The sequence below is a fragment of the Pseudomonas sp. 1 genome (assembly GCF_056626735.1).
Genome location: NZ_JBWXMQ010000002.1, coordinates 98,676 through 123,202, shown reverse-complemented (window position 1 = coordinate 123,202; position 24,527 = coordinate 98,676). Strand labels below are relative to the sequence as shown.

Genomic DNA, 24,527 nt, shown 5'->3' with positions numbered 1-24,527 from the left:
CAGATCAAACAGAGCATCACCGAGGCCCGTGGCACCGCCGATCAATCGTCGGAGATCGCTCGCCAGACCAGCGAAGGCATGCAGGTGCAGTTCCGCGAGATCGATCAGGTGGCGACCGCGTCCAACGAAATGAGCGCCACCGCCCACGACGTCGCCAACAGCGCTTCGAATGCCGCCAACGCGGCGAAAGGCGCCGACCAGTCGGCCAAGGACGGGATGTCGATCATCGAGCGCAGCACCCGTGACATCAATCAACTGGCCGACGAAGTCAGCAAAGCGGTCACCGAGGTCGAAGAGCTGGCGGTCAACAGCGAGCAGATCGGTTCGGTGCTGGAAGTGATCCGCAGCATCGCCGAACAGACCAACCTGCTGGCGCTGAACGCCGCGATCGAAGCGGCCCGTGCCGGTGAAAGCGGTCGTGGTTTCGCGGTGGTGGCGGACGAAGTCCGTAACCTGGCCAAGCGCACCCAGGATTCGGTGGAAGAAATCCGCGTGGTGATCGAACGCATCCAGACCGGCACCCGTGGCGTGGTCGCGACCATGCACTCGAGCCAGACCCAGGCCCACAACAACGCCGGGCAGATCCGCCAGGCCGTGGACGCCCTCGGCAAGATCAGCGATGCAGTCACTGTGATCAGCGACATGAACCTGCAAATCGCCAGCGCCGCCGAACAGCAGAGCGCCGTGGCCGAAGAGGTCAACCGCAACGTCTCGGCGATCCGTACCGTCACCGAAACCCTGACCGAACAGGCCACCGAATCGGCGGCGATCAGCAGCCAGCTCAACGCCCTCGCCAGCCAGCAGATGAAATTGATGGATCAATTCCGCGTGTAATCGCTCGCCCTGACTCCCACAGGGGACAGAGTGTTTCATCGAGGTCGATAGTGTTTTGCACTATTCTGCCCTCTCGTTCCGGAGGGCCTTCGATGACCGATCTGCTCACGTCCATTCAAGCCGCACTCGGCTTGTCCCCCACGCCGATTGCATTTACCGCCGAGGGCGCCCTGCCCTCGGTGTTTGCCGTCACCGACCTTGCCTGCGCCAGTATTGCCGCTGCCGGGCAAGCGGTTGCCGAACTCCTTCAGCAGCAGACCGGCGACTTGCCCACTGTAGAAGTCGACCGACGTCTCGCGTCGTTCTGGTTCGCCACCTCGCTGCGACCGATCGGCTGGGCAGTGCCGCCCCTGTGGGATCCGGTGGCCGGCGACTACGCGACCAAAGACGGCTGGATCCGCCTGCACACCAACGCCCCGCATCACCGCGCCGCCGCTGAAAGCGTGCTCGGCGCTTGCGCCGACCGGGCGGCGATGGCGGCGAAAGTCGCGCAATGGGCCAGTGCCGATCTGGAGCAAGCGGTGGTCAATGCCAAGGGTTGTGCTGCCGAAATGCGCAATTGGGCGCAGTGGCAAAAACATCCGCAGGGGTTGGCGGTGAATGCCGAACCCTTGGTGCATTTCAGTGACGGGAAAGACGAAAGTCATCAACCCTGGCAAGGCTCGGTGGCGCAACCATTGGCCGGGCTCAAGGTGCTCGATCTGACTCGCGTACTCGCCGGGCCGACTGCCAGCCGTTTTCTTGCAGGGCTCGGCGCCAATGTGTTGCGCATCGACCCGCCGACCTGGAACGAACCCGGCGTGGTGCCGGAAATGACCCTCGGCAAACGTTGTGCGCGGCTGGATCTCCATCAACCGGCGGATCGTGCGGTGTTTGAAGGGTTACTTCAGGACGCTGACATTCTGTTGCACGGCTATCGCGCCGACGCTCTTGAACATCTCGGCTTCGGCGTCGAACGTCGCCGGCAACTGGCGCCGGGTCTGATCGATGTCTGCCTCAATGCCTACGGCTGGAGCGGCCCGTGGCAGAACCGTCGGGGGTTCGACAGTCTGGTGCAGATGAGCAGCGGCATCGCCGAGGCCGGGCAGCGCTGGAAGCAGGCAGACAAACCGACACCGCTGCCGGTACAGGCGCTGGATCATGCGACGGGGTATCTGATGGCGGCGAGTGTGATTCGGTTGCTGGCTGAACGGTTACGCAGTGGTCGAGGTGGCTCGGGGCGGTTGTCGCTGGCGCGGACAGCGAAGCTGTTGATCGAACATGGGCCGGGGACGGACGAAGTGCTGCGTCCGGAGGATGCAAAGGATCAGAGTTTGCAAATGGAACAGACGCCGTGGGGGCCGGCGCATCGGCTGCAAACGCCGCTTCGTATTGCTGGAACGCCGTTGCAGTGGGCTTTGCCGGCAACCGAGTTGGGCTCACATCCAGCGCAATGGTTTTGAAGGAGTGCGGATATCAATCCGCACGACTCAAGGTTGTCCACAGCACCTGCGCCGCATCCCGCCGGAGTCGCAATCTCACAGTGACAACACGCCGCTGTACAACCCGTAGGCCGCAAGCCCGGCCCCGGCGATGACGCAGGTGAAAATCCCTTTCTCGAGCGTGGTGAACAGTGGCTCGCCCTGCTCACGTTTGGCCTTGGCGAACAGGATCACCCCCGGCGCATACAGCAGCGCCGACAGCAGCAGGTATTTCACCCCGCCGGCATACAACAGCCACACCGCATAACACAGCGCGATGCCGCCGATCAGCAGATCCTTGGTGCGTTCGGCGGAGGCATGTTCATAGGTTTCACCCCGTCCGCTGAGCAACACGGCGTAGGCCGCCGACCACAGATACGGCACCAGAATCATCGACGAGGCGAGGTAGATCAGGCTGGTGTAAGTGCCGGCGGAAAACAGCGTGATCAGCAGGAAAATCTGGATCATCACGTTGGTCAGCCACAACGCGTTGACCGGCACATGGTTGGCGTTTTCCTTTTTCAGGAACGCCGGCATCGTATTGTCCCTGGCGGTGGCGAACAGGATCTCCGCGCACAACAGCGCCCACGACAACAACGCACCGAGCAACGAAATGGCCAGGCCCACGCTGATCAGCAACGCGCCCCATGGTCCGACGATGTGTTCCAGCACGGCGGCCAGCGACGGGTTCTGCAAGATCGCCAGTTCCGGCTGACTCATGATCCCCAGCGACAACACATTGACCAGCACCAGCAGCGCCAGCACACCGAGGAAACCGATCACCGTGGCGCGGCCGACGTCCGTGCGTTTCTCCGCCCGCGCCGAGTAAACGCTCGCGCCTTCGATACCGATAAATACAAACACGGTGACCAGCATCATGTTGCGCACCTGATCCATCACGCCGCCGAAATTCGGATTGCTGCGGCCCCAGATATCGCGGGTAAAAACGTCGGCCTTGAACGCCACGGCGGCGATGATCACAAACATGATCAACGGAATGATCTTGGCCACGGTGGTCAACTGATTGATCAGCGCTGCTTCCTTGATCCCGCGCATCACCAGAAAGTGCACGGCCCACAGCAACACCGAGGCACAACCGATGGCGATTGGCGTGTTGCCCTGGCCGAACACCGGAAAGAAGTAGCCGAGGGTGCTGAACAGCAACACGAAATACCCGACGTTGCCCAGCCAGGCGCTGATCCAGTAACCCCACGCCGAAGAAAAGCCCATGTAATCGCCGAACCCGGCCTTGGCGTAGGCATAGACGCCGGAGTCCAGTTCCGGTTTGCGGTTGGCCAGGGTCTGGAACACGAAGGCCAGGGTGAGCATGCCGATCGCCGTGATCCCCCAGCCGATCAGGATGGCCCCGGCATCGGCCCGGGCCGCCATGTTCTGCGGCAGGGAGAAGATCCCCCCGCCAATCATCGACCCCACCACCAGGGCGATCAGTGCGCCAAGGCGCAGCTTTTGCGTCGGTTGCGACATTCCAGCGTCTCCAAGTTCCAGAGCGGCAACTGCCGCGAAACCGTTATGCAACCGGCTTTTAACTAAATGGATAAAGCGTAATGACGTTTATTGAATAACGCCAATCAACACCCGTTATATATAGCCATCGGCACTAACGCATAGCACGTTCAGTTAGTTTTGTGCGCGAATCCTGATAAATCAATTCTGTACTGAAAACAGCGATGAAAAATTTGCCAAAACCTGAAAAGGAACTAGCGTGATAATTCGAAAGTAATAGGATCCATTCTTAACCACTCCGGACAAAGGCCTCTAGGACGGGCCTTCCAGAAAATAGCCTTATGCCTCCAGACGTTTCATAAGTCATTCATTAACAATGGAATGTGACTATGCACTGATCTAAGTCAGCTGTTTGAAAAGCCAACAGAACTACGCTGTGAACTCTTCTCTCCTGCAATGGAGTCATGCAATGTCTGAAGCTCCCGGAAAACTACGACTAGGTGCACTGGTTGCATTGGTAGTCGGTTCAATGATCGGTGGCGGGATATTCTCTTTGCCACAAAACATGGCCGCCAGCGCCGACGTCGGCGCGGTATTGATTGGCTGGGCCATCACTGCCGTCGGCATGCTCACCCTCGCTTTTGTCTTCCAGACCCTCGCCAACCGAAAGCCTGACCTTGATGGCGGTGTCTACGCCTACGCCAAGGCCGGTTTCGGCGACTACATGGGTTTCTCTTCGGCCTGGGGCTACTGGATCAGTGCCTGGCTGGGTAACGTCGGTTATTTCGTTCTGCTGTTCAGTACCCTCGGTTATTTTTTTCCGATTTTCGGGGAAGGCAACACTGTTGCCGCCGTGATCGGCGCCTCTGTCCTGTTATGGGCCGTGCACTTTCTGGTGCTGCGCGGGATCAAGGAAGCGGCGTTCATCAACCTCGTGACCACTGTCGCCAAGGTCGTGCCGCTGCTGCTGTTCGTCTTGATCGCGCTCTTCGCCTTCAAACTGGACATCTTCACCGCCGACATCTGGGGTGCGAAGAACCCGGACCTGGGCAGCGTGATGAACCAGGTGCGCAACATGATGCTGGTCACCGTGTGGGTGTTCATCGGCATCGAAGGCGCGAGCATCTTCTCGGCCCGGGCGGAAAAACGTTCGGACGTCGGCAAGGCGACCGTGCTCGGCTTCATCACCGTGTTGCTGTTCCTGGTGCTGGTGAACGTGCTGTCGCTGGGCATCATGACTCAGCCGGAACTGGCCAAACTGCAGAACCCGTCGATGGCCGCCGTGCTGGAACATGTGGTCGGTCACTGGGGCGCGGTGCTGATCAGCGTCGGTCTGGTCATCTCGCTGCTGGGAGCGTTGCTGTCGTGGGTGCTGTTGTGTGCGGAGATCATGTTCGCCGCCGCCAAGGACCACACCATGCCGGAGTTCCTGCGCAAGGAGAACGCCAACCAAGTGCCGGTCAACGCCCTGTGGCTGACCAACGCGATGGTGCAGCTGTTCCTGATCATCACCCTGTTCTCGGCCAGCACTTACCTGTCGCTGATCTACCTCGCCACTTCGATGATTCTGGTGCCGTACCTGTGGTCGGCGGCCTACGCCCTGCTACTGGCGGTGCGCGGCGAAAGCTACGAAGGCTTCGCGGCCGAACGGCGCAAGGATCTGATCATCGGCGCCATCGCCCTGATCTACGCGATCTGGCTGCTCTACGCCGGCGGCGTGAAGTACCTGCTGCTGTCGGCCCTGCTCTATGCCCCGGGCGCGATCCTGTTCGCCAAGGCCAAGCTCGAACTCAATCAACCGGTTTTCACCAACGTCGAGAAGCTGATTTTCGCCGCAGTGGTCGTGGGTGCCCTCGTGGCCGCCTACGGACTGTACGACGGCTTCCTGACTCTGTAATTGCCCAACGTTTTCTCTCTGGAGGATCACTGAAATGACCACGGAAAAAGTTAAGTACGGCGTCCACTCCGAAGCCGGCAAACTGCGCAAAGTCATGGTTTGCTCCCCAGGTCTGGCCCATCAGCGGCTGACCCCGAGCAACTGCGACGAACTGCTGTTCGACGACGTCATCTGGGTCAATCAGGCCAAGCGCGACCACTTCGACTTCGTCACCAAAATGCGCGAGCGCGGGATCGAAGTGCTGGAAATGCACAACCTGCTGACCGACATCGTCGGCAACCCCGAAGCGCTGAAATGGATTCTGGATCGCAAGATCACCCCCGATACCGTCGGCGTCGGCCTGACCAACGAAGTGCGCAGCTGGCTCGAAGGCCTGGAGCCACGCAAGCTCGCCGAGTTCCTGATTGGTGGCGTGGCCGGCGAGGATCTGCCGGACAGCGAAGGCGCCAGCGTGATCAAGATGTACCGCGACTACCTGGGCCATTCCAGCTTCCTGCTCGACCCGCTGCCCAACACCCAGTTCACCCGCGACACCACTTGCTGGATCTACGGCGGCGTGACGCTCAACCCGATGTACTGGCCGGCCCGTCGCCAGGAAACTCTGTTGACCACCGCCATCTACAAGTTTCACCCCGACTTCACCGGTGCCGACTTCGAAGTCTGGTACGGCGATCCGGACAAGGACCACGGCAAAGCCACTCTCGAGGGCGGCGACGTGATGCCGATCGGCAACGGCGTGGTGTTGATCGGCATGGGCGAGCGCTCCTCGCGCCAGGCCATCGGTCAACTGGCCCAATCGCTGTTCGCCAAAGGCGCGGCCGACAAAGTCGTGGTCGCCGGCCTGCCGAAATCCCGCGCGGCAATGCACCTGGATACCGTGTTCAGCTTCTGCGACCGCGACCTGGTGACGGTCTTCCCGGAAGTGGTCAAGGAAATCGTGCCGTTCATCATCCGTCCTGACGAAAGCAAACCTTACGGTCTGGACGTACGACGGGAGAACAAATCGTTCCTCGAAGTCGTGGCCAACTCGCTGAACCTGCCGAACCTGCGCGTCGTGGAAACCGGCGGCAACAGCTTCGCCGCCGAGCGCGAGCAATGGGATGACGGCAACAACGTGGTGGCTCTGGAGCCCGGGGTCGTTATCGGCTACGACCGCAACACCTACACCAACACCCTGCTGCGCAAGGCCGGGGTCGAGGTCATCACCATCAGCGCCGGCGAACTGGGCCGTGGCCGTGGCGGCGGCCACTGCATGACCTGCCCGATCGTGCGCGACCCAATCGACTACTAAACGACCATCTCCCCGGCCGCACTGACCCTGTCGCGGCCGGGCCGATTACCGAATCCAAGGAGAATCATCATGGCGTTCAACATTCACAACCGTAACCTGCTCAGCCTGGAACACCACACCCCACGTGAGCTGCGCTACCTGCTCGACCTGTCCCGCGACCTCAAGCGCGCCAAGTACACCGGCACCGAGCAGCAACACCTCAAGGGCAACAACATTGCCCTGATCTTCGAAAAAACCTCGACCCGCACCCGCTGCGCGTTCGAAGTCGCCGCCTATGACCAGGGCGCCAACGTCACCTACATCGATCCGAACTCTTCGCAGATCGGCCACAAGGAAAGCATGAAGGACACAGCCCGCGTGCTGGGTCGCATGTACGACGCCATCGAGTACCGTGGCTTCAAGCAGGAAATCGTCGAAGAACTGGCCAAGTTCGCCGGCGTGCCGGTGTTCAACGGCCTGACCGATGAATATCACCCGACCCAGATGATCGCCGACGTGCTGACCATGCGTGAGCACGCCGACAAGCCGATCCACGAAATCAGCTATGCCTACCTGGGCGACGCGCGCAACAACATGGGCAACTCGCTGCTGCTGGTCGGCTCCAAACTGGGTATGGACGTGCGCATCTGCGCGCCGAAAGCCCTGTGGCCGCACGATGACCTGGTCGATCGCTGCAAGCAATACGCAGAGGAAAGCGGCGCTCGCATCACCCTGACCGAAGACCCGAAAGCGGCGGTCAAGGGCGTGGATTTCATCCACACCGACGTCTGGGTATCGATGGGCGAGCCGGTTGAAGCCTGGGCCGAGCGGATCAAGCAACTGCTGCCGTATCAGGTCAACGCCGAGCTGATGAAAGCCACCGGCAACCCGCGCACCAAGTTCATGCACTGCCTGCCGGCGTTCCATAACAGCGATACCAAGGTCGGCAAACAGATCGCCGAGCAGTATCCGCACCTGGCCAACGGCATCGAAGTGACCGACGACGTGTTCGAGTCGCCTGCCTGCATCGCCTTCGAGCAAGCGGAAAACCGCATGCACACCATCAAGGCGATTCTGGTGTCGACTCTGGCTGATCTGTAACCCGGCTTTGGCACTGATCGTTCCCACGCTCCGCGTCCGCTGTGACGCAGAGCGTCACGGGATGCATTCCCACGCGGGAGCGTGGGAACGATCAGCGATCAACACGAAAAGGACATGCACCATGCGTATCGTCGTAGCTCTGGGCGGTAACGCCCTGCTCCGCCGTGGTGAGCCGATGACCGCTGACAACCAGCGCGCCAACATCCGCATCGCCACCGAGCAAATCGCCAAGATTCACTCCGGCAATCAACTGGTCATCGCCCACGGCAATGGCCCGCAAGTCGGCCTGCTGTCGCTGCAGGGCCTCTCCTATAAACCCGATGAAGCCTACCCTCTGGACGTGCTCGGTGCCGAAACCGAAGGCATGATCGGTTACATCATCGAACAGGAACTGGGCAATCTGCTGGACTTCGAAGTGCCGTTCGCCACCCTGCTCACCCAGGTCGAAGTCGATCCCAAAGATCCGGCCTTCAAAGACCCGACCAAATTCATCGGCCCGGTCTACGCCAAAGAAGAAGCCGAGCGCCTGGCCAAAGAGAAAGGTTGGGTGGTCAAGGCCGACGGTGACAAATACCGTCGCGTGGTGGCCAGCCCGAAACCCAAGCGCATCTTCGAGATCCGCCCGATCAAATGGCTGCTGGACAAGGGCAGCATCGTGATCTGCGCCGGCGGTGGCGGCATTCCGACCATGTATGGCGCTCATGGCAAGCTGCAAGGCATCGAAGCGGTGATCGACAAGGACCTGTGCTCGGCGCTGCTGGCCGAACAATTGGAGGCGGACTTGCTGGTGATCGCCACCGACGTCAACGCGGCGTACGTCGACTTCAAGAAACCGACCGAGAAAGCCATCGCCCAGGCCCATCCGGACGAACTCGACCGCCTGGGTTTCGCCGCCGGTTCCATGGGGCCGAAGGTGCAGGCAGCTTGCGAATTTGCGCGCCATACTGGCAAGGTCGCGGTGATCGGTTCGCTCTCGGACATCGAAGCCATCGTCCAGGGCACCGCCGGTACGCGGGTCAGCACGGCAGCGCCGGGCATCACCTATCGATAAAAAGAGACTCCGGGGGCAGACCTCAGGTCTGCCCTTCTCCCATGCCTTGAAAGGAGAAAACCATGGCCCAGTTCGAACCCGGTCATTTGCATATTGAGCGGCATGCGTTGACTGACGATGACGTCAATTACAACGTGCACCTCGACTATGAAGTGTTCACCGACCCTCAGAAAGGCAAAGGGATACAGTTCACCCTTCACGGCAGCATGCAGGGCAAAGAGGTCAACGAACCGTTCTTTCTGCCCAAGGAGGAAGCCTACAACTTCGCTCGCAACGTGACGCAGATTGCTGAAAAGTACGGCATCCCCAAGAGCCACAGCCAGCTCGGCTCGGTGCACAAGCATTACGACCTGATGTTTGAAGACATCCGCAAGCAGTTGAACATGCAATCCGGGGATCCGGTCAATCTCGAGCATTTCGAGTAACTCGAACTCACCCCATACCCCCTGTGGGAGCGAGCTTGCTCGCGAAAGCGCTCTGTCAGTCCATATCTTCATTGCTGATACACCGCATTCGCGAGCAAGCTCGCTCCCACAAGGGTATGTAGCCAGCGGAAGAACGCGCCCGGTTTCACCATTTCCCCGCCCCAAGGCATACTTGCCACCCTCCGCACTCCAGAACCCAGAACCACCCCATGCGTATCCACGTCAGCTTCATCGACCGCGTCGGCATCACCCAGGAAGTCCTGGCGATCCTCGGCGGACGCAATCTCAATCTGGATGCGGTGGAGATGATCCCGCCCAACGTCTACATCGACGCCCCGACCTTGAGCCCGCAAGTGCTCGAAGAACTGAAAGATGCGCTGTTTCGCGTGCGTGGCGTAGAAGCAGTGACCGTGGTCGACATTCTCCCCGGCCAGCGCCGGCACTTGCAGCTCGACGCCTTGCTCGCGGCAATGACCGACCCGGTACTGGCACTGGACAGCGCCGGCAAGGTGCTGCTGGCCAACCCGGCGCTGATCGCCTTGTACGGCCGCGAGCCGGCAGGCGAAAGCGTTTCGGAACTGTTCAATGATCCGCTCCTGCTGGAAACGTTGCTGGAGCAGGGCTTCCGCCTGCCGCTGCGGGAAATCACCGTCAACGGCCAGACCCTGTTGCTGGACGCCACGCCGATCACCGACGCCGGCGCCCTGCTCACCCTGTATCAGCCGAACCGCATCGGCGAACAACTCTCGGCGCTGCACCACGACCATGCCGAAGGTTTCGATGCGCTGCTCGGCGAATCCCCGCCGATCCGTACCCTCAAGGCCCGCGCGCAACGCGTCGCGGCCCTCGATGCACCGCTGCTGATCCAGGGCGAAACCGGTACCGGCAAGGAACTGGTGGCCCGCGCCTGTCACGCCATCAGCGCCCGGCACAACGCACCGTTTCTGGCGCTGAACTGCGCGGCCCTGCCGGAGAACCTCGCCGAGAGCGAACTGTTCGGCTACGCCCCCGGTGCCTTCACTGGTGCACAACGCGGCGGTAAACCGGGGCTGATGGAACTGGCCAACCAGGGCACGGTATTCCTCGATGAGATCGGCGAGATGTCGCCGTACTTGCAGGCCAAGCTGCTGCGCTTCCTCAATGACGGCAGCTTCCGCCGGGTCGGCGGTGATCGCGAAGTAAAGGTCAACGTGCGGATTCTCAGCGCGACCCATCGCGACCTGGAAAAAATGGTCAGCGAAGGCCTGTTCCGCGAAGACCTTTTCTACCGCCTCAACGTGCTCAACGTCGAAGTGCCGCCGCTGCGCGAACGCGGCCAGGACATTCTCCTGCTGGCGCGCTATTTCATGCAGCAGGCCTGCGCGCAGATCCAGCGCCCGGTCTGCCGCCTCGCCCCGGGCACTTACCCGGCGCTGCTCGGCAACCGCTGGCCGGGCAACGTGCGGCAATTGCAGAACGTGATCTTCCGCGCGGCGGCCATCTGCGAAAGCAGTCTGGTGGACATCGGCGACCTCGACATCGCCGGCACCTCCGTGGCGCGTCAGACCGACAGCGACGTCGACAGCCTGGAAGAAGCCGTGGAAGCATTCGAGAAATCCTTGCTGGAAAAGCTCTACGTCAGCTACCCCTCGACCCGCCAACTGGCCAGCCGCCTGCAGACCTCGCACACCGCGATCGCCCACCGATTGCGCAAATACGGCATTCCCAACAAACCCTGATCTGACCGCAAATCCCCTGTGGGAGCGAGCTTGCTCACGATGGCGGTGCGACATCCAAAAAGCTGTCGACTGACACGCCCTCATCGCGAGCAAGCTCGCTCCCACAGGGTTTTCCATCTAGCCGGCTCTCCATCCAGTTGAGGGTCCCAGCCCAAAAGCGACCTCCATCTGTACTGAAAGCGCTACAGCGGAACGATATCGCTACACCCTTCTCCGATCACCGCCGTGCAAGGCTTTGATCCGCTTCAGCTTTTTTCTTCGCCCCGAGCTGTAGCGATTTCGCTACAAGCCCCACCCTCAAAGCCTATCGGAAAAATATCAACTCATTGATTTATAACGATATTTTTACGTTGGCCGCGTTCTTGCTAAGTAACCGCTCATAAAATCAGGGCATTGCCGCCCGAGTATTCCACCGCGTCCACCAGACGAGTCTGGCCCCTAGGAGATTCCATGAGCGAGTTGCGTTTTACTGAAGATCACGAATGGCTGCGCGCCGAAGCCGATGGCTCTGTCACCGTTGGCATCACCGCTTTCGCGCAGAACGCCTTGGGCGACGTGGTGTTCGTGCAACTGCCTGAATTGCAGGCGTACGAGAAAGGCGCCGAAGCCGCCACCGTGGAATCGGTAAAAGCCGCCAGCGGCGTTTACATGCCACTGGACGGCGAAGTCCTGGCCACCAATCCGGCCCTGGAAGACAGCCCTGAACTGGTCAACGAAGATCCGCTGGGCGAAGGCTGGTTCTTCCGTTTCAAGCCGGCCGACGCATCGGCCGTCGCCAAGCTGCTGGATCAGGACGCCTACGACCGCCTGATCAAAGCCCAAGCCGAAGCCTGAGGAACCTGACATGACCCAAGTTAATCTCGGCACCGCCAACGAATTCATCACCCGTCACATCGGCCCGCGCGCCGGTGACGAGCAAGCCATGCTCAACAGCCTCGGCTTCGACTCGCTCGAAGCCCTGAGCGCCAGCGTCATCCCGGAAAGCATCAAGGGCACCAGCGTGCTCGGCCTCGACGACGGCCTGAGCGAAGCCGACGCCCTGGCAATGATCAAAGGCATCGCCGGCAAGAACCAGTTGTTCAAGACCTACATCGGTCAGGGCTACTACAACTGCCACACGCCGTCGCCGATCCTGCGCAACCTGCTGGAAAACCCGGCCTGGTACACCGCTTACACCCCGTATCAGCCAGAAATTTCCCAGGGCCGTCTCGAAGCGCTGCTGAACTTCCAGACCCTGATCAGCGACCTGACCGGTCTGCCGATCGCCAACGCTTCCCTGCTCGACGAAGCCACCGCTGCTGCCGAAGCCATGACCTTCTGCAAACGCCTGAGCAAGAACAAGGGCAGCAACCAGTTCTTCGCCTCGATCCACAGCCACCCGCAAACCCTCGACGTGCTGCGCACCCGTGCCGAGCCGCTGGGCATCGACGTGGTCGTGGGCGATGAGCGTGAACTGACCGACGTGACGCCTTTCTTCGGCGCGCTGCTGCAATACCCGGCCAGCAACGGTGATGTGTTCGACTACCGCGAACTGACCGAGCGCTTCCACGCCGCCAACGCTCTGGTGGCCGTGGCTGCCGACCTGCTGGCCCTGACCCTGCTGACTCCACCGGGCGAATTCGGCGCGGACGTGGCCATCGGCAGCGCCCAACGCTTCGGCGTACCGCTGGGCTTCGGCGGCCCGCACGCTGCTTACTTCTCCACCAAGGATGCGTTCAAGCGCGACATGCCGGGCCGTCTGGTCGGTGTCTCGGTTGACCGCTTCGGCAAGCCGGCCCTGCGTCTGGCGATGCAGACCCGCGAGCAACATATCCGCCGCGAGAAGGCCACGTCGAACATCTGCACCGCACAAGTGCTGCTGGCCAACATCGCCAGCATGTACGCCGTGTACCACGGCCCGAAAGGCTTGACCCAGATCGCCAACCGCGTGCATCACCTGACCGCGATCCTGGCCAAGGGCCTGAGCGCCCTGGGCGTGACCGTCGAGCAAGTCAGCTTCTTCGACACACTGACCCTGGCCACCGGCGCGCAAACTGCTGCGTTGCACGACAAGGCTCGCGCTCAACAGATCAACCTGCGCGTGATCGATGCCCAGCGTCTTGGCCTGTCGGTCGACGAAACCACCACCCAGGCTGATATCGAAACCCTGTGGGGCCTGTTCGCCGACGGCAAGACCCTGCCGGACTTCGCTGCTCTGGCCGCTGCCGCGCAATGCACCATTCCTGCCGCGCTGGTTCGCCAGTCACCGATCCTCAGCCACCCTGTGTTCAACCGTTATCACTCGGAAACCGAGCTGATGCGCTACCTGCGCAAGCTGGCGGACAAGGACCTGGCCCTCGATCGCACCATGATCCCGCTGGGCTCGTGCACCATGAAACTCAACGCCGCCAGCGAAATGATTCCGGTGACCTGGGCCGAGTTCGGCGCCCTGCACCCGTTCGCCCCGGCCGAGCAAAGCGCCGGTTACCAGCAACTGACCGACGAACTGGAAGCGATGCTCTGCGCCGCCACCGGTTACGACTCGATCTCCCTGCAACCGAACGCCGGTTCCCAGGGTGAGTACGCAGGTCTGCTGGCAATCCGCGCCTACCACCAGAGCCGTGGCGAAGACCGTCGCGACATCTGCCTGATCCCGTCGTCCGCTCACGGCACCAACCCGGCGACCGCCAACATGGCCGGCATGCGCGTGGTCGTGACCGCCTGCGACGCCCGTGGCAACGTGGACATCGAAGACCTGCGCGCCAAGGCCATCGAGCACCGCGAACACCTCGCCGCGCTGATGATCACTTACCCGTCGACTCACGGCGTATTCGAAGAAGGCATCCGCGAAATCTGCGGCATCATTCATGACAACGGCGGCCAGGTGTACATCGACGGCGCCAACATGAACGCGATGGTCGGCCTCTGCGCACCGGGCAAGTTCGGCGGCGACGTGTCGCACCTGAACCTGCACAAAACCTTCTGCATCCCGCACGGCGGTGGCGGTCCGGGCGTCGGCCCGATCGGCGTGAAATCGCACCTGACTCCGTTCCTGCCGGGCCACGGCCACATGGAACGCAAGGAAGGCGCGGTCTGCGCAGCACCGTTCGGCAGCGCGAGCATTCTGCCGATCACCTGGATGTACATTCGCATGATGGGTGGCGCAGGTCTCAAGCGCGCTTCGCAACTGGCGATCCTCAATGCCAACTACATTTCCCGTCGCCTGGAAGAGCACTACCCGGTGCTGTACACCGGCAGCAACGGTCTGGTGGCGCACGAGTGCATCCTGGATCTGCGTCCATTGAAAGACAGCAGCGGCATCAGCGTCGATGACGTCGCCAAGCGCCTGATCGACTTCGGCTTCCACGCCCCGACCATGTCGTTCCCGGTGGCCGGCACGCTGATGATCGAGCCGACCGAAAGTGAATCCAAGGAAGAACTGGATCGCTTCTGCGATGCCATGATCCGCATCCGCGAAGAAATCCGCGCAGTGGAAAACGGCACTCTGGACAAGGACGACAACCCGCTGAAGAACGCTCCGCACACGGCTGCCGAGCTGGTCGGCGAGTGGACTCATCCGTACAGCCGCGAACAAGCGGTGTACCCGGTGGCGTCGTTGATCGAAGGCAAGTACTGGCCGCCGGTCGGTCGCGTCGACAACGTGTTCGGCGACCGTAACCTGGTCTGCGCCTGCCCGTCGATCGAAAGCTACGCTTGACCTGTGAGGGGGCGGGTTCGCCCGCCCCTTTCATGCGTGCCTGATGTGCCTATAACAAGAAACCGGAGAACAACCATGTCGTTAAGCGTGTTCGACCTGTTCAAGATTGGCATCGGCCCCTCCAGCTCCCACACCGTCGGCCCGATGCGCGCAGCTGCGCGTTTCGTCGAAGGCCTGCGTCGGGAAAACCTGTTGTCGGCCACTACCAGCGTCAGGGTCGAGTTGTATGGATCCCTCGGCGCCACCGGCAAGGGTCACGGCAGCGACAAGGCCGTGCTGCTGGGCCTGGAAGGTGAACACCCGGACACCGTGGATACTGAAACCGTCGCCGGCCGTCTCTCGGAGATTCGTGGCAACGGGCGTTTGAACCTGCTCGGCGAACACAGCATTGCGTTCAACGAGAAAGAACACCTGGCAATGATCCGCAAGCCGTTGGCCTATCATCCCAACGGCATGATTTTCCGTGCCTTCGATGCGGCGGGATTGCAGATCCGCAGCCGCGAGTACTACTCGGTCGGCGGTGGTTTTGTGGTCGACGAAGATGCGGCCGGTGCCGACCGCATCGTCGAGGACGCCACCCCGCTGACCTTCCCGTTCAAAAGTGCCAAGGACTTGCTCGGTCACTGCACCACCTATGGCCTGTCGATCAGCCAGGTGATGCTGACCAACGAAAGCGCCTGGCGCCCGGAAGCGGAAACCCGCGCCGGTCTGCTGAAGATCTGGCAAGTGATGCAGGACTGCGTGGCTGCCGGCTGTCGCAACGAAGGCATCCTGCCAGGCGGCCTGAAGGTCAAGCGGAGGGCGGCGGCGCTGCACCGGCAACTGTGCAAGAACCCGGAATCGTCGCTGCGCGACCCGCTGTCGGTGCTGGACTGGGTCAACCTCTACGCCCTCGCCGTCAACGAAGAAAACGCCAATGGCGGGCGCGTGGTTACGGCACCGACCAACGGCGCGGCGGGGATTATTCCCGCCGTATTGCATTACTACATGCGCTTCATTCCCGGCGCGAACGATGACGGCGTGGTGCGTTTCCTGCTGACTGCGGCGGCCATCGGCATTCTATACAAGGAAAACGCCTCGATTTCCGGCGCCGAAGTCGGCTGTCAGGGCGAGGTCGGTGTGGCCTGTTCGATGGCGGCCGGCGCGTTGTGCGAAGTGCTCGGCGGCAGCGTGCAGCAAGTGGAAAACGCTGCCGAAATCGGCATGGAACACAACCTCGGCCTGACCTGCGACCCGATTGGCGGACTGGTGCAAGTGCCGTGTATCGAGCGCAACGCCATGGGCTCGGTCAAGGCGATCAATGCCGTGCGCATGGCCATGCGCGGAGACGGGCAGCACTTCGTCTCCCTCGACAAGGTCATCCGCACCATGCGCCAGACCGGCGCCGACATGAAAAGCAAATACAAGGAGACCGCCCGTGGCGGTCTGGCGGTCAACATTATCGAGTGCTGACAGACGCCCTCTCCCTATGGGAAAGGGATGAATAAATTTCCTCTCCCGACGGGAGAGGGTCGTAATGAGCTCCCTCTCCCTCCGGGATAGGGTTGGTGTGAATCAAGGAGTCACGCATGTCCACCGAACAACTGTCGAAAACCCCGCTGCACGCTCTGCACATCGAACTCGGCGCCCGCATGGTGCCGTTTGCCGGCTACGACATGCCGGTGCAATACCCGCTGGGCGTGATGAAAGAACACCAGCACACCCGTGAGCAGGCCGGGCTGTTCGATGTCTCGCACATGGGCCAGATCCGCCTGACCGGCGCCAATGCCGCCAAAGCTCTGGAGACCCTGGTACCGGTGGACATCATCGACCTGCCAGTGGGCATGCAGCGCTACGCGATGTTCACCAACGAAACCGGCGGCATCCTCGACGACCTGATGGTTGCCAATCTGGGCAATGACGAACTGTTCCTGGTGGTCAACGCCGCGTGCAAGGATCAGGACCTGGCCCATCTGCAAAAACACATCGGCGATCAATGCACCATTACCGAGCTCTTCGAAGCACGCGCCCTGCTCGCCCTGCAAGGCCCGGCCGCCGTGACCGTACTGGCACGCCTGGCGCCGCAAGTGGCGAAAATGACTTTCATGCAATTCGCCCGCGTGACTCTGCTGGGTGTGGATTGCTTTGTCAGCCGTTCGGGCTACACCGGTGAAGACGGTTTCGAAATCTCGGTTCCGGCAGCCGACGCGGAAAAACTCGCCCGCGCCCTGCTGGCCGAACCGGAAGTCGCCGCCATCGGCCTCGGCGCCCGTGACTCGCTGCGCCTGGAAGCCGGTCTGTGCCTGTACGGCCACGACATGAACACCGAGACCACCCCGATCGAAGCCAGCCTGCTGTGGGCAATCTCCAAGCCTCGGCGTGCCGACGGTGCGCGCGCCGGTGGTTTCCCCGGCGCGGAGCAAGTCTTCGCTCAACAGCACAATGGTGTTCAGCGCAAACGTGTCGGCCTGCTGCCGCAAGAGCGTACGCCGGTCCGTGAAGGTGCAGAGATCGTCAACGAAGCGGGCGAGATCGTCGGCAGCGTGTGCAGCGGCGGCTTCGGCCCGACCTTGGGCGGCCCGTTGGCCATGGGTTACCTGGACAGCGCCTACGTTGCACTCGATACGCCAGTTTGGGCAATTGTTCGTGGGAAAAAGGTGCCATTGCTTGTAAGCAAAATGCCATTTGTTCCACAACGCTACTATCGCGGTTGATTGACTGTTTCTATAAGTAACGCGATTGCGTTATGCGTGCACTAATGTGTAACGCAATCGCCATAAAACAGTGCACTCAGTTTACTTTCGTTTCGAATATGAACTTGGTTTATAACGTTCGAAAACAATTGAACGAGCTAATCGTATAAGCCGGTCTAGTGGACCTACCAAAGTGCCGGCAAGCGCAGGAAACTCGGGGTCTTCACGGGGCTTGTTTTTCCTCCCGTAGTTGGCGTAGAGTTTGTCCACTGTGTTTGCATGGGTCAGCTTGGAATCGTGACCTGGGCAGTAGCCTACAAGTTAGCTACATCCCGTTCGACGTCTTCTTACTCTCCTGCAACCAGCCCCAGTACTCTTTCATGAGGAAGAGACTGTCATCAATTTTTGCGTCAAAGGAAATAAGAAATGTCCCAACGTCAGAGCGGTACCGTCAAGTGGTTTAACGACGAGAAAGGTTTTGGTTTTATCACTCCAGAAAGCGGTCCGGATCTGTTCGTGCATTTCCGTGCCATTCAGGGCAACGGCTTCAAGAGCCTGAAAGAAGGCCAGAAAGTGACCTTCGTTGCAGTGCAAGGCCAGAAAGGCATGCAGGCTGACGAAGTTATCGCAGAAGCCTGATTTTCTGTTACGAAAAAGCCCCTGATATTGATATCAGGGGCTTTTTTGTGGGCGCAAATCCGTAAAATGGCGCTTCACTTTCCGTCCAGAGGCTGCCATGTCGAAACACCTGCTCACTCCCCAGGGCGATTTCCCCACCGTCGGCCTGGGTCGTCGTCTGGCAGCGATGTTCTATGACTTTCTGTTGTGCACCGCCCTGCTGATCGTGACGGGTGGCGTCTACAAGATGATTCAGGCGGCAATCATCGGCGAGGAGCGTCTGCGGGTTCTGACTGACGCCGGGCAGCTGGATGGCGATCCGCTGTACTCCACAGTGCTGCTGCTGGTGCTGTTCGGCTTCTTCGCCAAGTTCTGGACTCACGCCGGGCAGACCCTGGGCATGCAGGTCTGGGGCATTCGCGTGCAGAACGCTGATGGCACTGCGATCAGCCTGTGGCAGGCGTTGCTGCGGTTCATGGTATCGATTGCGTCGTGGCTGTGCCTGGGCCTTGGGTTCTTCTGGTCGCTGTTCGACAAACAGAAACGCGCCTGGCATGACATCTACTCCGACACGCAGCTCGTGCGAATCCCGAAAAAGACCAAATAATCCTCCAGATGCAAAAACGCCCCGATCCAATCGGGGCGTTTTTGTTTGCAGCTCAGAGTCAGGCGTTGCCGGCCAGCTTCATCCGCGCGGCCTGAGTGAAATCGAGCATGCGCTTGAGCGGGCGGATCGCCTGTGGGATCAGGGCCGGGTCGACGAAGATCTCGTTCGAGCCTTCCTTCAGGCACTTGAGGGTGCGCTCAAGGGTGTTCATGGCCATCCACGGGCAATGTGCGCAACTGCGGCACGCCGCGCCGTTACCGGCGGTTGGCGCTTCGATGAAGACCTTGTCAGGGCACAGCTGCTGCATCTTGTAGAAGATGCCGCGATCGGTGGCGACGATCAGGGTCTTGTTCGGCAGCGATTGAGCGGCGGCGATGAGCTGGCTGGTGGAGCCGACGGCGTCCGCCAGTTCGATCACCGAGGTCGGCGACTCCGGGTGCACCAGAATGGCAGCGTCCGGGTACAGCGCCTTCATGTCTTCCAGCTGCTTGGACTTGAACTCTTCGTGGACGATGCAGGCACCGTCCCACAGCAGCATGTCGGCGCCGGTCTGACGCTGGATATAGGTGCCCAGGTGCTTGTCCGGGCCCCAGATAATGGTTTCGCCGTTATCCATCAGGCTTTCGACGATTTCCAGTGCGCAGCTGGAGGTCACTACCCAATCGGCCCGGGCTTTGACGGCAGCCGAGGTGTTGGCATACACCACCACGGTGCGTTCCGGATGCTGATCGCAGAACGCCGAGAACTCGTCCACCGGGCAACCCAGATCCAGCGAGCAGGTCGCTTCCAGGGTCGGCATCAGCACGCGTTTTTCAGGGTTGAGAATCTTCGCGGTCTCACCCATGAATTTCACGCCGGCGACCACCACGGTCTTGGCCGGATGGGCATTGCCGAAGCGGGCCATTTCCAGGGAGTCGGAAACGCAACCGCCGGTTTCTTCGGCGAGGGCCTGGATGATCGGATCGCAATAAAAGTGGGCAACCAGCACCGCGTCCTGAGCCTTGAGCTCGGCGGCGATGGCGGAACGGTAATAGGCCTCTTCCTCGGCCGTCAGCGGCTTGGGCTGCTTGGCGTCGAGGTGGGCTTGTACCAGAAGGCGTTCGGAAATCTGCGTCATGTTCGCAAGACCTGCAGGCGCATTCGCGCGAAAGTCGAGTATACACCCGGCTCCGGACCGCTTGAGGGTACCGCCGGGAAAGTGAGTATTATCAGGCACGGACAGCGTTGGAGCTGCGCAAGGCTACAGAATATCCCGGTGATACAAAAGATGATTCTGACCTGCGTCACGGCGGGAAGAAACGAAGGGTGGGATGCCTGAATCGCAGGCAAAAAAAAATCCGGAAATCCTCACTTTCGTGGGCCTTCCAGACTTTTAAAAACAGCAAAAATGGTGGGTCGTGTGGGATTCGAACCTACGACCAATTGGTTAAAAGCCAACTGCTCTACCAACTGAGCTAACGACCCGCTGTGTGGTGGCGCGTATAATACTGATTTTTAAGGACTATTCAACACCTAATTTGAAAAAAATCAAAAATAAGGTGTCGGGTCGCTGATTCCGGCCGCCGCGAAGCCTTCTGCACGCAGTCGGCAGCTGTCGCATTTGCCACAAGCGCGGCCGTCATCGTCGGCCTGATAGCAGGAAACGGTCAGCGCGTAATCGACGCCCAGCTTCACGCCAGCCTGGACGATCTGCGCCTTGCTCAGGTTCTGCAGTGGTGCCTGGATGCGGAAACCATTGCCTTCCACACCAGCCTTGGTCGCCAGATTGGCCATGCGCTCAAACGACTCGATGAACTCGGGACGGCAATCCGGGTATCCGGAGTAATCCACTGCGTTGACGCCGATAAAGATGTCACGGGCGCCGAGCACTTCAGCCCAGCCGAGGGCCAGCGAAAGGAAAACCGTGTTGCGCGCCGGCACGTAGGTCACCGGAATGCCTTCGCCCAACTCCTCCGGAATATCGATGCTGGTGTCGGTCAAGGCCGAACCCCCCATGCCGTTCAGGTTCAGGCCGATCACCTTGTGCTCGACCACACCCAGATCGCGGGCAACGCGAGCAGCAGCATGCAGTTCAGCGTGGGAACGCTGACCGTAATCGAAACTCATGGTGTAGCAGGCGTAGCCTTCAGCGCGCGCCATCGCCACGACCGTAGCCGAGTCCAGCCCACCCGAAAGCAGGATTACCGCACGTTTTTGGCTAGTATTCAGTTGTTCAGTCATCTCAGCGCCCCGGCTCATCATTCCATAGATATTTATGCAGCTGCAGTTGCAGGCGCACTGGCAGGTTATCCGCCACCACCCAGTCCGCCAGATCCCGAGCATTCAGGTCGTGGTGACTTGGGGAAAACAGCACTTCACCTGCACGTCGCTCGAGACCGTACTGGATCAGCTTCGATACCGCCCAGTCATAGTCCTCCCGCGAGCAGATGACAAACTTCACCTGATCGTTGGGCGTCAGCAGTTCGATGTTCTCGTAACGGTTGCGATGGGCTTCTTTGGAGTCAGGCGTCTTCAGGTCGACCACCCGACTGACCCGCGGATCGACCGCCGAGATGTCGAGGGCGCCGCTGGTTTCCAGCGAGACTTCGTAGCCGGCATCGCACAATTGCTTGAGCAAAGGGATGGCGTTGGGCTGAGCCAGCGGCTCACCGCCAGTGACACAGACGTAGCGCGGGCGAAAGCCGGCCACTTGCTCGAGGATGTCGTCGAGGGTGCGGATCGTGCCACCGCTGAATGCGTAGGCGCTGTCGCAGTATTGGCAACGCAATGGGCAACCGGTCAGGCGCACAAAAACCGTGGGCAGCCCGGCAGTCCGCGTTTCCCCCTGCAACGAGTAGAAAACTTCGGTGATTCTCAATGTGTCTTGCATAGTCGCCACGGGCGTAACAGCTAAACAGGCTGTCCGCCTCCGTCAGGCACTTCAGGCAACCCCGCCAACGCGTAGATCACCAGAAGCGTGTTTCATAAAAGGGCGTGAATTCTAACGAAAAAACCCGCGACAAGCGCGGGTTTCTTCCAAACGGGTCAAACGCTGTTACATGCGTTGCAAGTCGCGCTGGGCCAACTGAGCGGCGGATGTGCCCGGATACTGGGCCACCACCTGCTGCAGAATGCCTTTGACCTTGTCGGTATGACCGAGGCGGCGTTCTACGTCAGCCAGCTTGTACAGCGAATCCGGCACTTTGGCGTGCTTGGGATACAGCTGCGAAACCTTGGCGAAAGCTTGACCTGCGCCTTGCAGATCCCCCTTGGCCAGGTTCACTTCACCCAGCCAGTACTGGGCGTTGCCCGCGTATTGGCTGTTCGGGTACTTACGCAGGAAAGCGGCAAACGCCTGGCTGGCCTTGTCGAAATCCTTGGCCTTGATCAGGTCGAAAGCTGCATCGTAATACAGCTTTTCCTTGGCCGGATCAGCCGGTTCGCCACCCGCAGCAGGTGCCTGGGCGGCAGCAGCGGCCCCGGCTCCAGCGGCGGCACCGGCAGCAGCACTTGCATCGCCACCGGCAGAAGAATTCTCGGGATTCGCGGCAGGTGCAACGCCGGACCCTATGCGCCGATCAAGATCCTGGTATCGCTCCAGGGATTCCTGTTTCATGCGCGAAACCTGGTTCTGCAGTTCTTCGATCACGCCTTGCTGGCGCGACAGTTGATCCTGCATTTGTTGCAGTTGGTTGAACAGCATGCCTTGTGCCGAGGCAGGGGCCGAAGCCGCTCCCCCGGCATAGGCGCCGTTCGTACCGTAACCTGCAGGCGGATAACTGCTCCCGCTATTGTTATAACCGGAGTTGTCATCGACCACAGGAACCGCAGCCCACGCCGCAAGCGGCGCGAGGCTGAGAGCCAGAACAGTTACAGCACGACGGCACGTTCGCATATCGAATTACTTACGCAGTTCGACGCGACGGTTTTGAGCCCAGGACTGCTCGTCGTTGCCGGTAGCAACTGGACGCTCTTCGCCGTAGGAAACCAGTTCCAGCTGAGCTGGGGAAACACCTTGCAGTACCAGGTAGCGCTGAACGGCTTTCGCACGACGCTCGCCCAGTGCCATGTTGTACTCACGAGTACCACGTTCGTCGGTGTTGCCTTCCAGAACAACGCGAGCGCCGTTTGCTTTCAGGTCTTTGGCGTGAACGTCCAGAGCGCGCATGGCTTCTGGCTTCAGGTCCGAGCTGTCGTATTCGAAGTAGAAGGTGGTGATTGCGCGCAGAGCAGCTTCTTCGCTCAGGGAACCGTCAACTGCACCAGTGTTTGCGCCGTAACCAGCGTTTGGATCAACAGCGCCTTCACCGGCGTTGTCGCCGCCTTTGGACGAGCAACCTACAGCTACAGCCATGGCCAGAGCCAGCGCAGCAAATTTACCAAACTTCAGCATTTCCATCGTGAAACTCCTAATGAACCCCAGTGTGTTAAGTAAAACGTAAAGCGCCGCGTCAGTTCAGGTAAGGGGACCAGGACGGTTCTCTGACTTCGCCTTGAGCGGTAGGAAGCGGGAGCCTCACGCGTCCATTAATGGACACGAGCATCAAGACTCCCCGGCCCTGCTGGCGGGTGGCGTAGATTACCATGGTGCCGTTGGGCGCAACAGTAGGCGACTCGTCCAGAGTGCTATCAGTGAGGATTTTTACACTTCCGCGCTGCAAATCCTGGGCCGCCACTTTGAAATTGGTGAAACCGTCCTGACGATGGATCATCACCAGGGTCTTTTCATCTGCCGAAAGCTTGGGGTTGGCGTTGTAGTTGCCCACGAACGTCACGCGCTCGGCACCGCCGCCACCGGCGCTGGTCTTGTAGATCTGCGGCTTGCCGCCACGGTCGGAGGTGAAGTAGATGGTCGAGCCATCCTTGCCCCAGTACGGTTCGGTGTTGATGCCAGGACCTGCGGTCACGCGGGTGATCTGACGCGAACCGAGGTTCATCACGTAGATGTCCGGGTTACCGTCCTTCGACAATACGAACGCCAGGCGATTGCCGTCCGGCGACCAGGCTGGCGCGCCGTTCAGGCCTTCGAAGTTGGTGATCTGCTCGCGGCGACCGGTGTCGATGTTCTGCATGAAGATGCGCGGACGCTTCTGCTCGAACGACACGTAGGCGATACGCTTGCCGTCCGGTGCAAAACGCGGCGACAGGATCGGCTCACGCGATTGCAGCAAGGTCACGGCGCGGGCGCCGTCATAGTCCGAGCGCTGCAGGGTGTAACGGGTGTTCTTCTCGGAGAAACGCTCGGCTGTGACGTACAGCAGGCGAGTCGAGAATGCACCTTTAATGCCGGTCAGTTTTTCGAAGGACTGATCGGAGATGTAGTGCGCCATGTCGCGCAGCTGTTCGGTGGTGCCGGACACACTGCCGTCAGCCACTTTCTGCTCGGTGGCGACGTTGAACAAAGCCCACTGCACCTGCAGACGGCCGCCGGCCGGCACGATGCTGCCGACCATCATGTATTGCGCGCCCACCGCCTTCCAGTCGCGGAAGATGATTTCGCTCGGCTGGCTTGGCTGGCTGATCATGTTTTGCTTCGGAATCGGCGAGTAGTAGCCCGAGTTGCGCAAATCGTTACCAATGATTTCAGCCATGTCATCCGGCAGGACGGCACCGCCCTGGAAACCGAACGGCACGACGGCGATCGGAGTCGCCCGATCACTGCCACTGGTGACCAGAATGTTCTTTTCATCCGCCATCGCGATCCCTGCCATGCAGCAGATCACGACCAGCATTC

General features: G+C 60.6%; 21 protein-coding genes and 1 tRNA gene. 14 read left to right on the top strand and 8 right to left on the bottom strand.

The genetic code is table 11. The features are described 5' to 3' along the window. Positions 1–78: 78 nt before the first annotated feature. Positions 79–834: a methyl-accepting chemotaxis protein gene (locus AC1MDC_RS03635; protein WP_371320921.1), complete on the top strand. Its 756-nt coding sequence runs from the start codon at positions 79–81 to the stop codon at positions 832–834. A 92-nt stretch (positions 835–926) separates the two neighbouring features. Then, positions 927–2,276, top strand: a complete 1,350-nt coding sequence (locus AC1MDC_RS03630) for a CoA transferase (protein ID WP_480392527.1) — start codon at positions 927–929, stop codon at positions 2,274–2,276. A gap of 75 nt (positions 2,277–2,351) precedes the next feature. Here the strand turns inward: AC1MDC_RS03630 and arcD (AC1MDC_RS03625) are convergent, their stop codons facing one another. Continuing rightward, positions 2,352–3,779, bottom strand: coding sequence for an arginine-ornithine antiporter (gene arcD, locus AC1MDC_RS03625; protein WP_480392526.1), 1,428 nt, complete (start codon positions 3,777–3,779; stop codon positions 2,352–2,354). Positions 3,780–4,227: 448 nt separating this feature from the next. Here arcD (AC1MDC_RS03625) and arcD (AC1MDC_RS03620) point away from each other — a divergent pair, with 448 nt between their 5' ends. The 12 genes from arcD (AC1MDC_RS03620) (at position 4,228) to AC1MDC_RS03565 (ending at position 18,814) form a co-directional block, all read left to right on the top strand. Next, positions 4,228–5,655: an arginine-ornithine antiporter gene (gene arcD, locus AC1MDC_RS03620; protein ID WP_085697158.1), complete on the top strand. Its 1,428-nt coding sequence runs from the start codon at positions 4,228–4,230 to the stop codon at positions 5,653–5,655. A 34-nt stretch (positions 5,656–5,689) separates the two neighbouring features. Continuing rightward, complete coding sequence (arcA, locus tag AC1MDC_RS03615) at positions 5,690–6,946, top strand: arginine deiminase (RefSeq protein WP_480392525.1); 1,257 nt, start codon at positions 5,690–5,692, stop codon at positions 6,944–6,946. Positions 6,947–7,015: 69 nt separating this feature from the next. Beyond that, a complete protein-coding gene (locus AC1MDC_RS03610) occupies positions 7,016–8,026 on the top strand; it encodes an ornithine carbamoyltransferase (RefSeq protein ID WP_085697160.1) in 1,011 nt (336 codons plus the stop codon). A gap of 121 nt (positions 8,027–8,147) precedes the next feature. Next, entirely contained in the window at positions 8,148–9,077 is a 930-nt protein-coding gene (arcC, locus tag AC1MDC_RS03605; protein WP_227233315.1) for a carbamate kinase, read from the top strand. 62 nt (positions 9,078–9,139) lie between these two features. Continuing rightward, positions 9,140–9,502: a DUF5064 family protein gene (locus tag AC1MDC_RS03600; protein WP_085697162.1), complete on the top strand. Its 363-nt coding sequence runs from the start codon at positions 9,140–9,142 to the stop codon at positions 9,500–9,502. 209 nt (positions 9,503–9,711) lie between these two features. Continuing rightward, entirely contained in the window at positions 9,712–11,220 is a 1,509-nt protein-coding gene (locus AC1MDC_RS03595) for a sigma-54-dependent transcriptional regulator (protein ID WP_085697163.1), read from the top strand. Positions 11,221–11,670: 450 nt separating this feature from the next. Then, positions 11,671–12,054, top strand: coding sequence for a glycine cleavage system protein GcvH (gene gcvH, locus AC1MDC_RS03590; protein ID WP_007951190.1), 384 nt, complete (start codon positions 11,671–11,673; stop codon positions 12,052–12,054). A gap of 10 nt (positions 12,055–12,064) precedes the next feature. Then, positions 12,065–14,917: an aminomethyl-transferring glycine dehydrogenase gene (gcvP, locus tag AC1MDC_RS03585; protein WP_480392524.1), complete on the top strand. Its 2,853-nt coding sequence runs from the start codon at positions 12,065–12,067 to the stop codon at positions 14,915–14,917. Between the two features lie 75 nt (positions 14,918–14,992). Further along, positions 14,993–16,369, top strand: a complete 1,377-nt coding sequence (locus AC1MDC_RS03580) for an L-serine ammonia-lyase (RefSeq protein WP_480392523.1) — start codon at positions 14,993–14,995, stop codon at positions 16,367–16,369. Positions 16,370–16,485: 116 nt separating this feature from the next. Next, positions 16,486–17,610 (top strand): glycine cleavage system aminomethyltransferase GcvT, encoded by a 1,125-nt coding sequence (gene gcvT, locus AC1MDC_RS03575; protein ID WP_085697166.1) that lies wholly within the window; start codon positions 16,486–16,488, stop codon positions 17,608–17,610. Between the two features lie 405 nt (positions 17,611–18,015). After that, positions 18,016–18,228 carry a cold-shock protein gene (locus tag AC1MDC_RS03570; protein WP_011335634.1) on the top strand — a complete coding sequence of 71 codons (213 nt, stop codon included), beginning with the start codon at positions 18,016–18,018 and terminating at the stop codon, positions 18,226–18,228. 97 nt (positions 18,229–18,325) lie between these two features. Beyond that, positions 18,326–18,814 (top strand): RDD family protein, encoded by a 489-nt coding sequence (locus tag AC1MDC_RS03565; RefSeq protein ID WP_085697167.1) that lies wholly within the window; start codon positions 18,326–18,328, stop codon positions 18,812–18,814. Positions 18,815–18,872: 58 nt separating this feature from the next. On the opposite strand, the gene nadA is transcribed toward AC1MDC_RS03565, so the two are convergent. The 7 genes from nadA to tolB all read right to left on the bottom strand — a co-directional run bounded on the left by nadA (position 18,873) and on the right by tolB (position 24,525). Then, entirely contained in the window at positions 18,873–19,931 is a 1,059-nt protein-coding gene (nadA, locus tag AC1MDC_RS03560; RefSeq protein ID WP_039766022.1) for a quinolinate synthase NadA, read from the bottom strand. A 271-nt stretch (positions 19,932–20,202) separates the two neighbouring features. Continuing rightward, a tRNA-Lys gene (locus tag AC1MDC_RS03555) sits at positions 20,203–20,278 on the bottom strand. A gap of 63 nt (positions 20,279–20,341) precedes the next feature. Further along, a complete protein-coding gene (gene queC, locus AC1MDC_RS03550; protein WP_480392522.1) occupies positions 20,342–21,034 on the bottom strand; it encodes a 7-cyano-7-deazaguanine synthase QueC in 693 nt (230 codons plus the stop codon). Between the two features lies 1 nt (position 21,035). Then, a complete protein-coding gene (queE, locus tag AC1MDC_RS03545; RefSeq protein WP_007951198.1) occupies positions 21,036–21,683 on the bottom strand; it encodes a 7-carboxy-7-deazaguanine synthase QueE in 648 nt (215 codons plus the stop codon). A 165-nt stretch (positions 21,684–21,848) separates the two neighbouring features. Beyond that, complete coding sequence (ybgF, locus tag AC1MDC_RS03540; RefSeq protein ID WP_085701652.1) at positions 21,849–22,688, bottom strand: tol-pal system protein YbgF; 840 nt, start codon at positions 22,686–22,688, stop codon at positions 21,849–21,851. A 6-nt stretch (positions 22,689–22,694) separates the two neighbouring features. After that, positions 22,695–23,192, bottom strand: coding sequence for a peptidoglycan-associated lipoprotein Pal (gene pal, locus AC1MDC_RS03535; protein WP_003178634.1), 498 nt, complete (start codon positions 23,190–23,192; stop codon positions 22,695–22,697). Positions 23,193–23,244: 52 nt separating this feature from the next. Beyond that, on the bottom strand, positions 23,245–24,525 hold the full coding sequence (gene tolB, locus AC1MDC_RS03530; RefSeq protein WP_166742344.1) for a Tol-Pal system beta propeller repeat protein TolB: 1,281 nt from the start codon (positions 24,523–24,525) through the stop codon (positions 23,245–23,247). Positions 24,526–24,527: the final 2 nt, after the last annotated feature.

What these genes read in the sequence shown, in the direction of transcription:
- AC1MDC_RS03600 (WP_085697162.1), top strand. Translation starts at nt 9,140, where the DNA reads ATGGCCCAGTTCGAACCCGGTCATTTGCATATTGAGCGGCATGCGTTG.
- queC (WP_480392522.1), bottom strand. Translation starts at nt 21,034, where the DNA reads ATGACTGAACAACTGAATACTAGCCAAAAACGTGCGGTAATCCTGCTT.
- arcA (WP_480392525.1), top strand. Translation starts at nt 5,690, where the DNA reads ATGACCACGGAAAAAGTTAAGTACGGCGTCCACTCCGAAGCCGGCAAA.
- nadA (WP_039766022.1), bottom strand. Translation starts at nt 19,931, where the DNA reads ATGACGCAGATTTCCGAACGCCTTCTGGTACAAGCCCACCTCGACGCC.
- arcC (WP_227233315.1), top strand. Translation starts at nt 8,148, where the DNA reads ATGCGTATCGTCGTAGCTCTGGGCGGTAACGCCCTGCTCCGCCGTGGT.
- AC1MDC_RS03630 (WP_480392527.1), top strand. Translation starts at nt 927, where the DNA reads ATGACCGATCTGCTCACGTCCATTCAAGCCGCACTCGGCTTGTCCCCC.
- AC1MDC_RS03570 (WP_011335634.1), top strand. Translation starts at nt 18,016, where the DNA reads ATGTCCCAACGTCAGAGCGGTACCGTCAAGTGGTTTAACGACGAGAAA.
- AC1MDC_RS03595 (WP_085697163.1), top strand. Translation starts at nt 9,712, where the DNA reads ATGCGTATCCACGTCAGCTTCATCGACCGCGTCGGCATCACCCAGGAA.
- AC1MDC_RS03635 (WP_371320921.1), top strand. Translation starts at nt 79, where the DNA reads ATGCAGGTGCAGTTCCGCGAGATCGATCAGGTGGCGACCGCGTCCAAC.
- pal (WP_003178634.1), bottom strand. Translation starts at nt 23,192, where the DNA reads ATGGAAATGCTGAAGTTTGGTAAATTTGCTGCGCTGGCTCTGGCCATG.
- tolB (WP_166742344.1), bottom strand. Translation starts at nt 24,525, where the DNA reads ATGCTGGTCGTGATCTGCTGCATGGCAGGGATCGCGATGGCGGATGAA.
- queE (WP_007951198.1), bottom strand. Translation starts at nt 21,683, where the DNA reads ATGCAAGACACATTGAGAATCACCGAAGTTTTCTACTCGTTGCAGGGG.
- AC1MDC_RS03610 (WP_085697160.1), top strand. Translation starts at nt 7,016, where the DNA reads ATGGCGTTCAACATTCACAACCGTAACCTGCTCAGCCTGGAACACCAC.
- gcvH (WP_007951190.1), top strand. Translation starts at nt 11,671, where the DNA reads ATGAGCGAGTTGCGTTTTACTGAAGATCACGAATGGCTGCGCGCCGAA.
- gcvP (WP_480392524.1), top strand. Translation starts at nt 12,065, where the DNA reads ATGACCCAAGTTAATCTCGGCACCGCCAACGAATTCATCACCCGTCAC.
- arcD (WP_480392526.1), bottom strand. Translation starts at nt 3,779, where the DNA reads ATGTCGCAACCGACGCAAAAGCTGCGCCTTGGCGCACTGATCGCCCTG.
- ybgF (WP_085701652.1), bottom strand. Translation starts at nt 22,688, where the DNA reads ATGCGAACGTGCCGTCGTGCTGTAACTGTTCTGGCTCTCAGCCTCGCG.
- AC1MDC_RS03580 (WP_480392523.1), top strand. Translation starts at nt 14,993, where the DNA reads ATGTCGTTAAGCGTGTTCGACCTGTTCAAGATTGGCATCGGCCCCTCC.
- arcD (WP_085697158.1), top strand. Translation starts at nt 4,228, where the DNA reads ATGTCTGAAGCTCCCGGAAAACTACGACTAGGTGCACTGGTTGCATTG.
- gcvT (WP_085697166.1), top strand. Translation starts at nt 16,486, where the DNA reads ATGTCCACCGAACAACTGTCGAAAACCCCGCTGCACGCTCTGCACATC.
- AC1MDC_RS03565 (WP_085697167.1), top strand. Translation starts at nt 18,326, where the DNA reads ATGTCGAAACACCTGCTCACTCCCCAGGGCGATTTCCCCACCGTCGGC.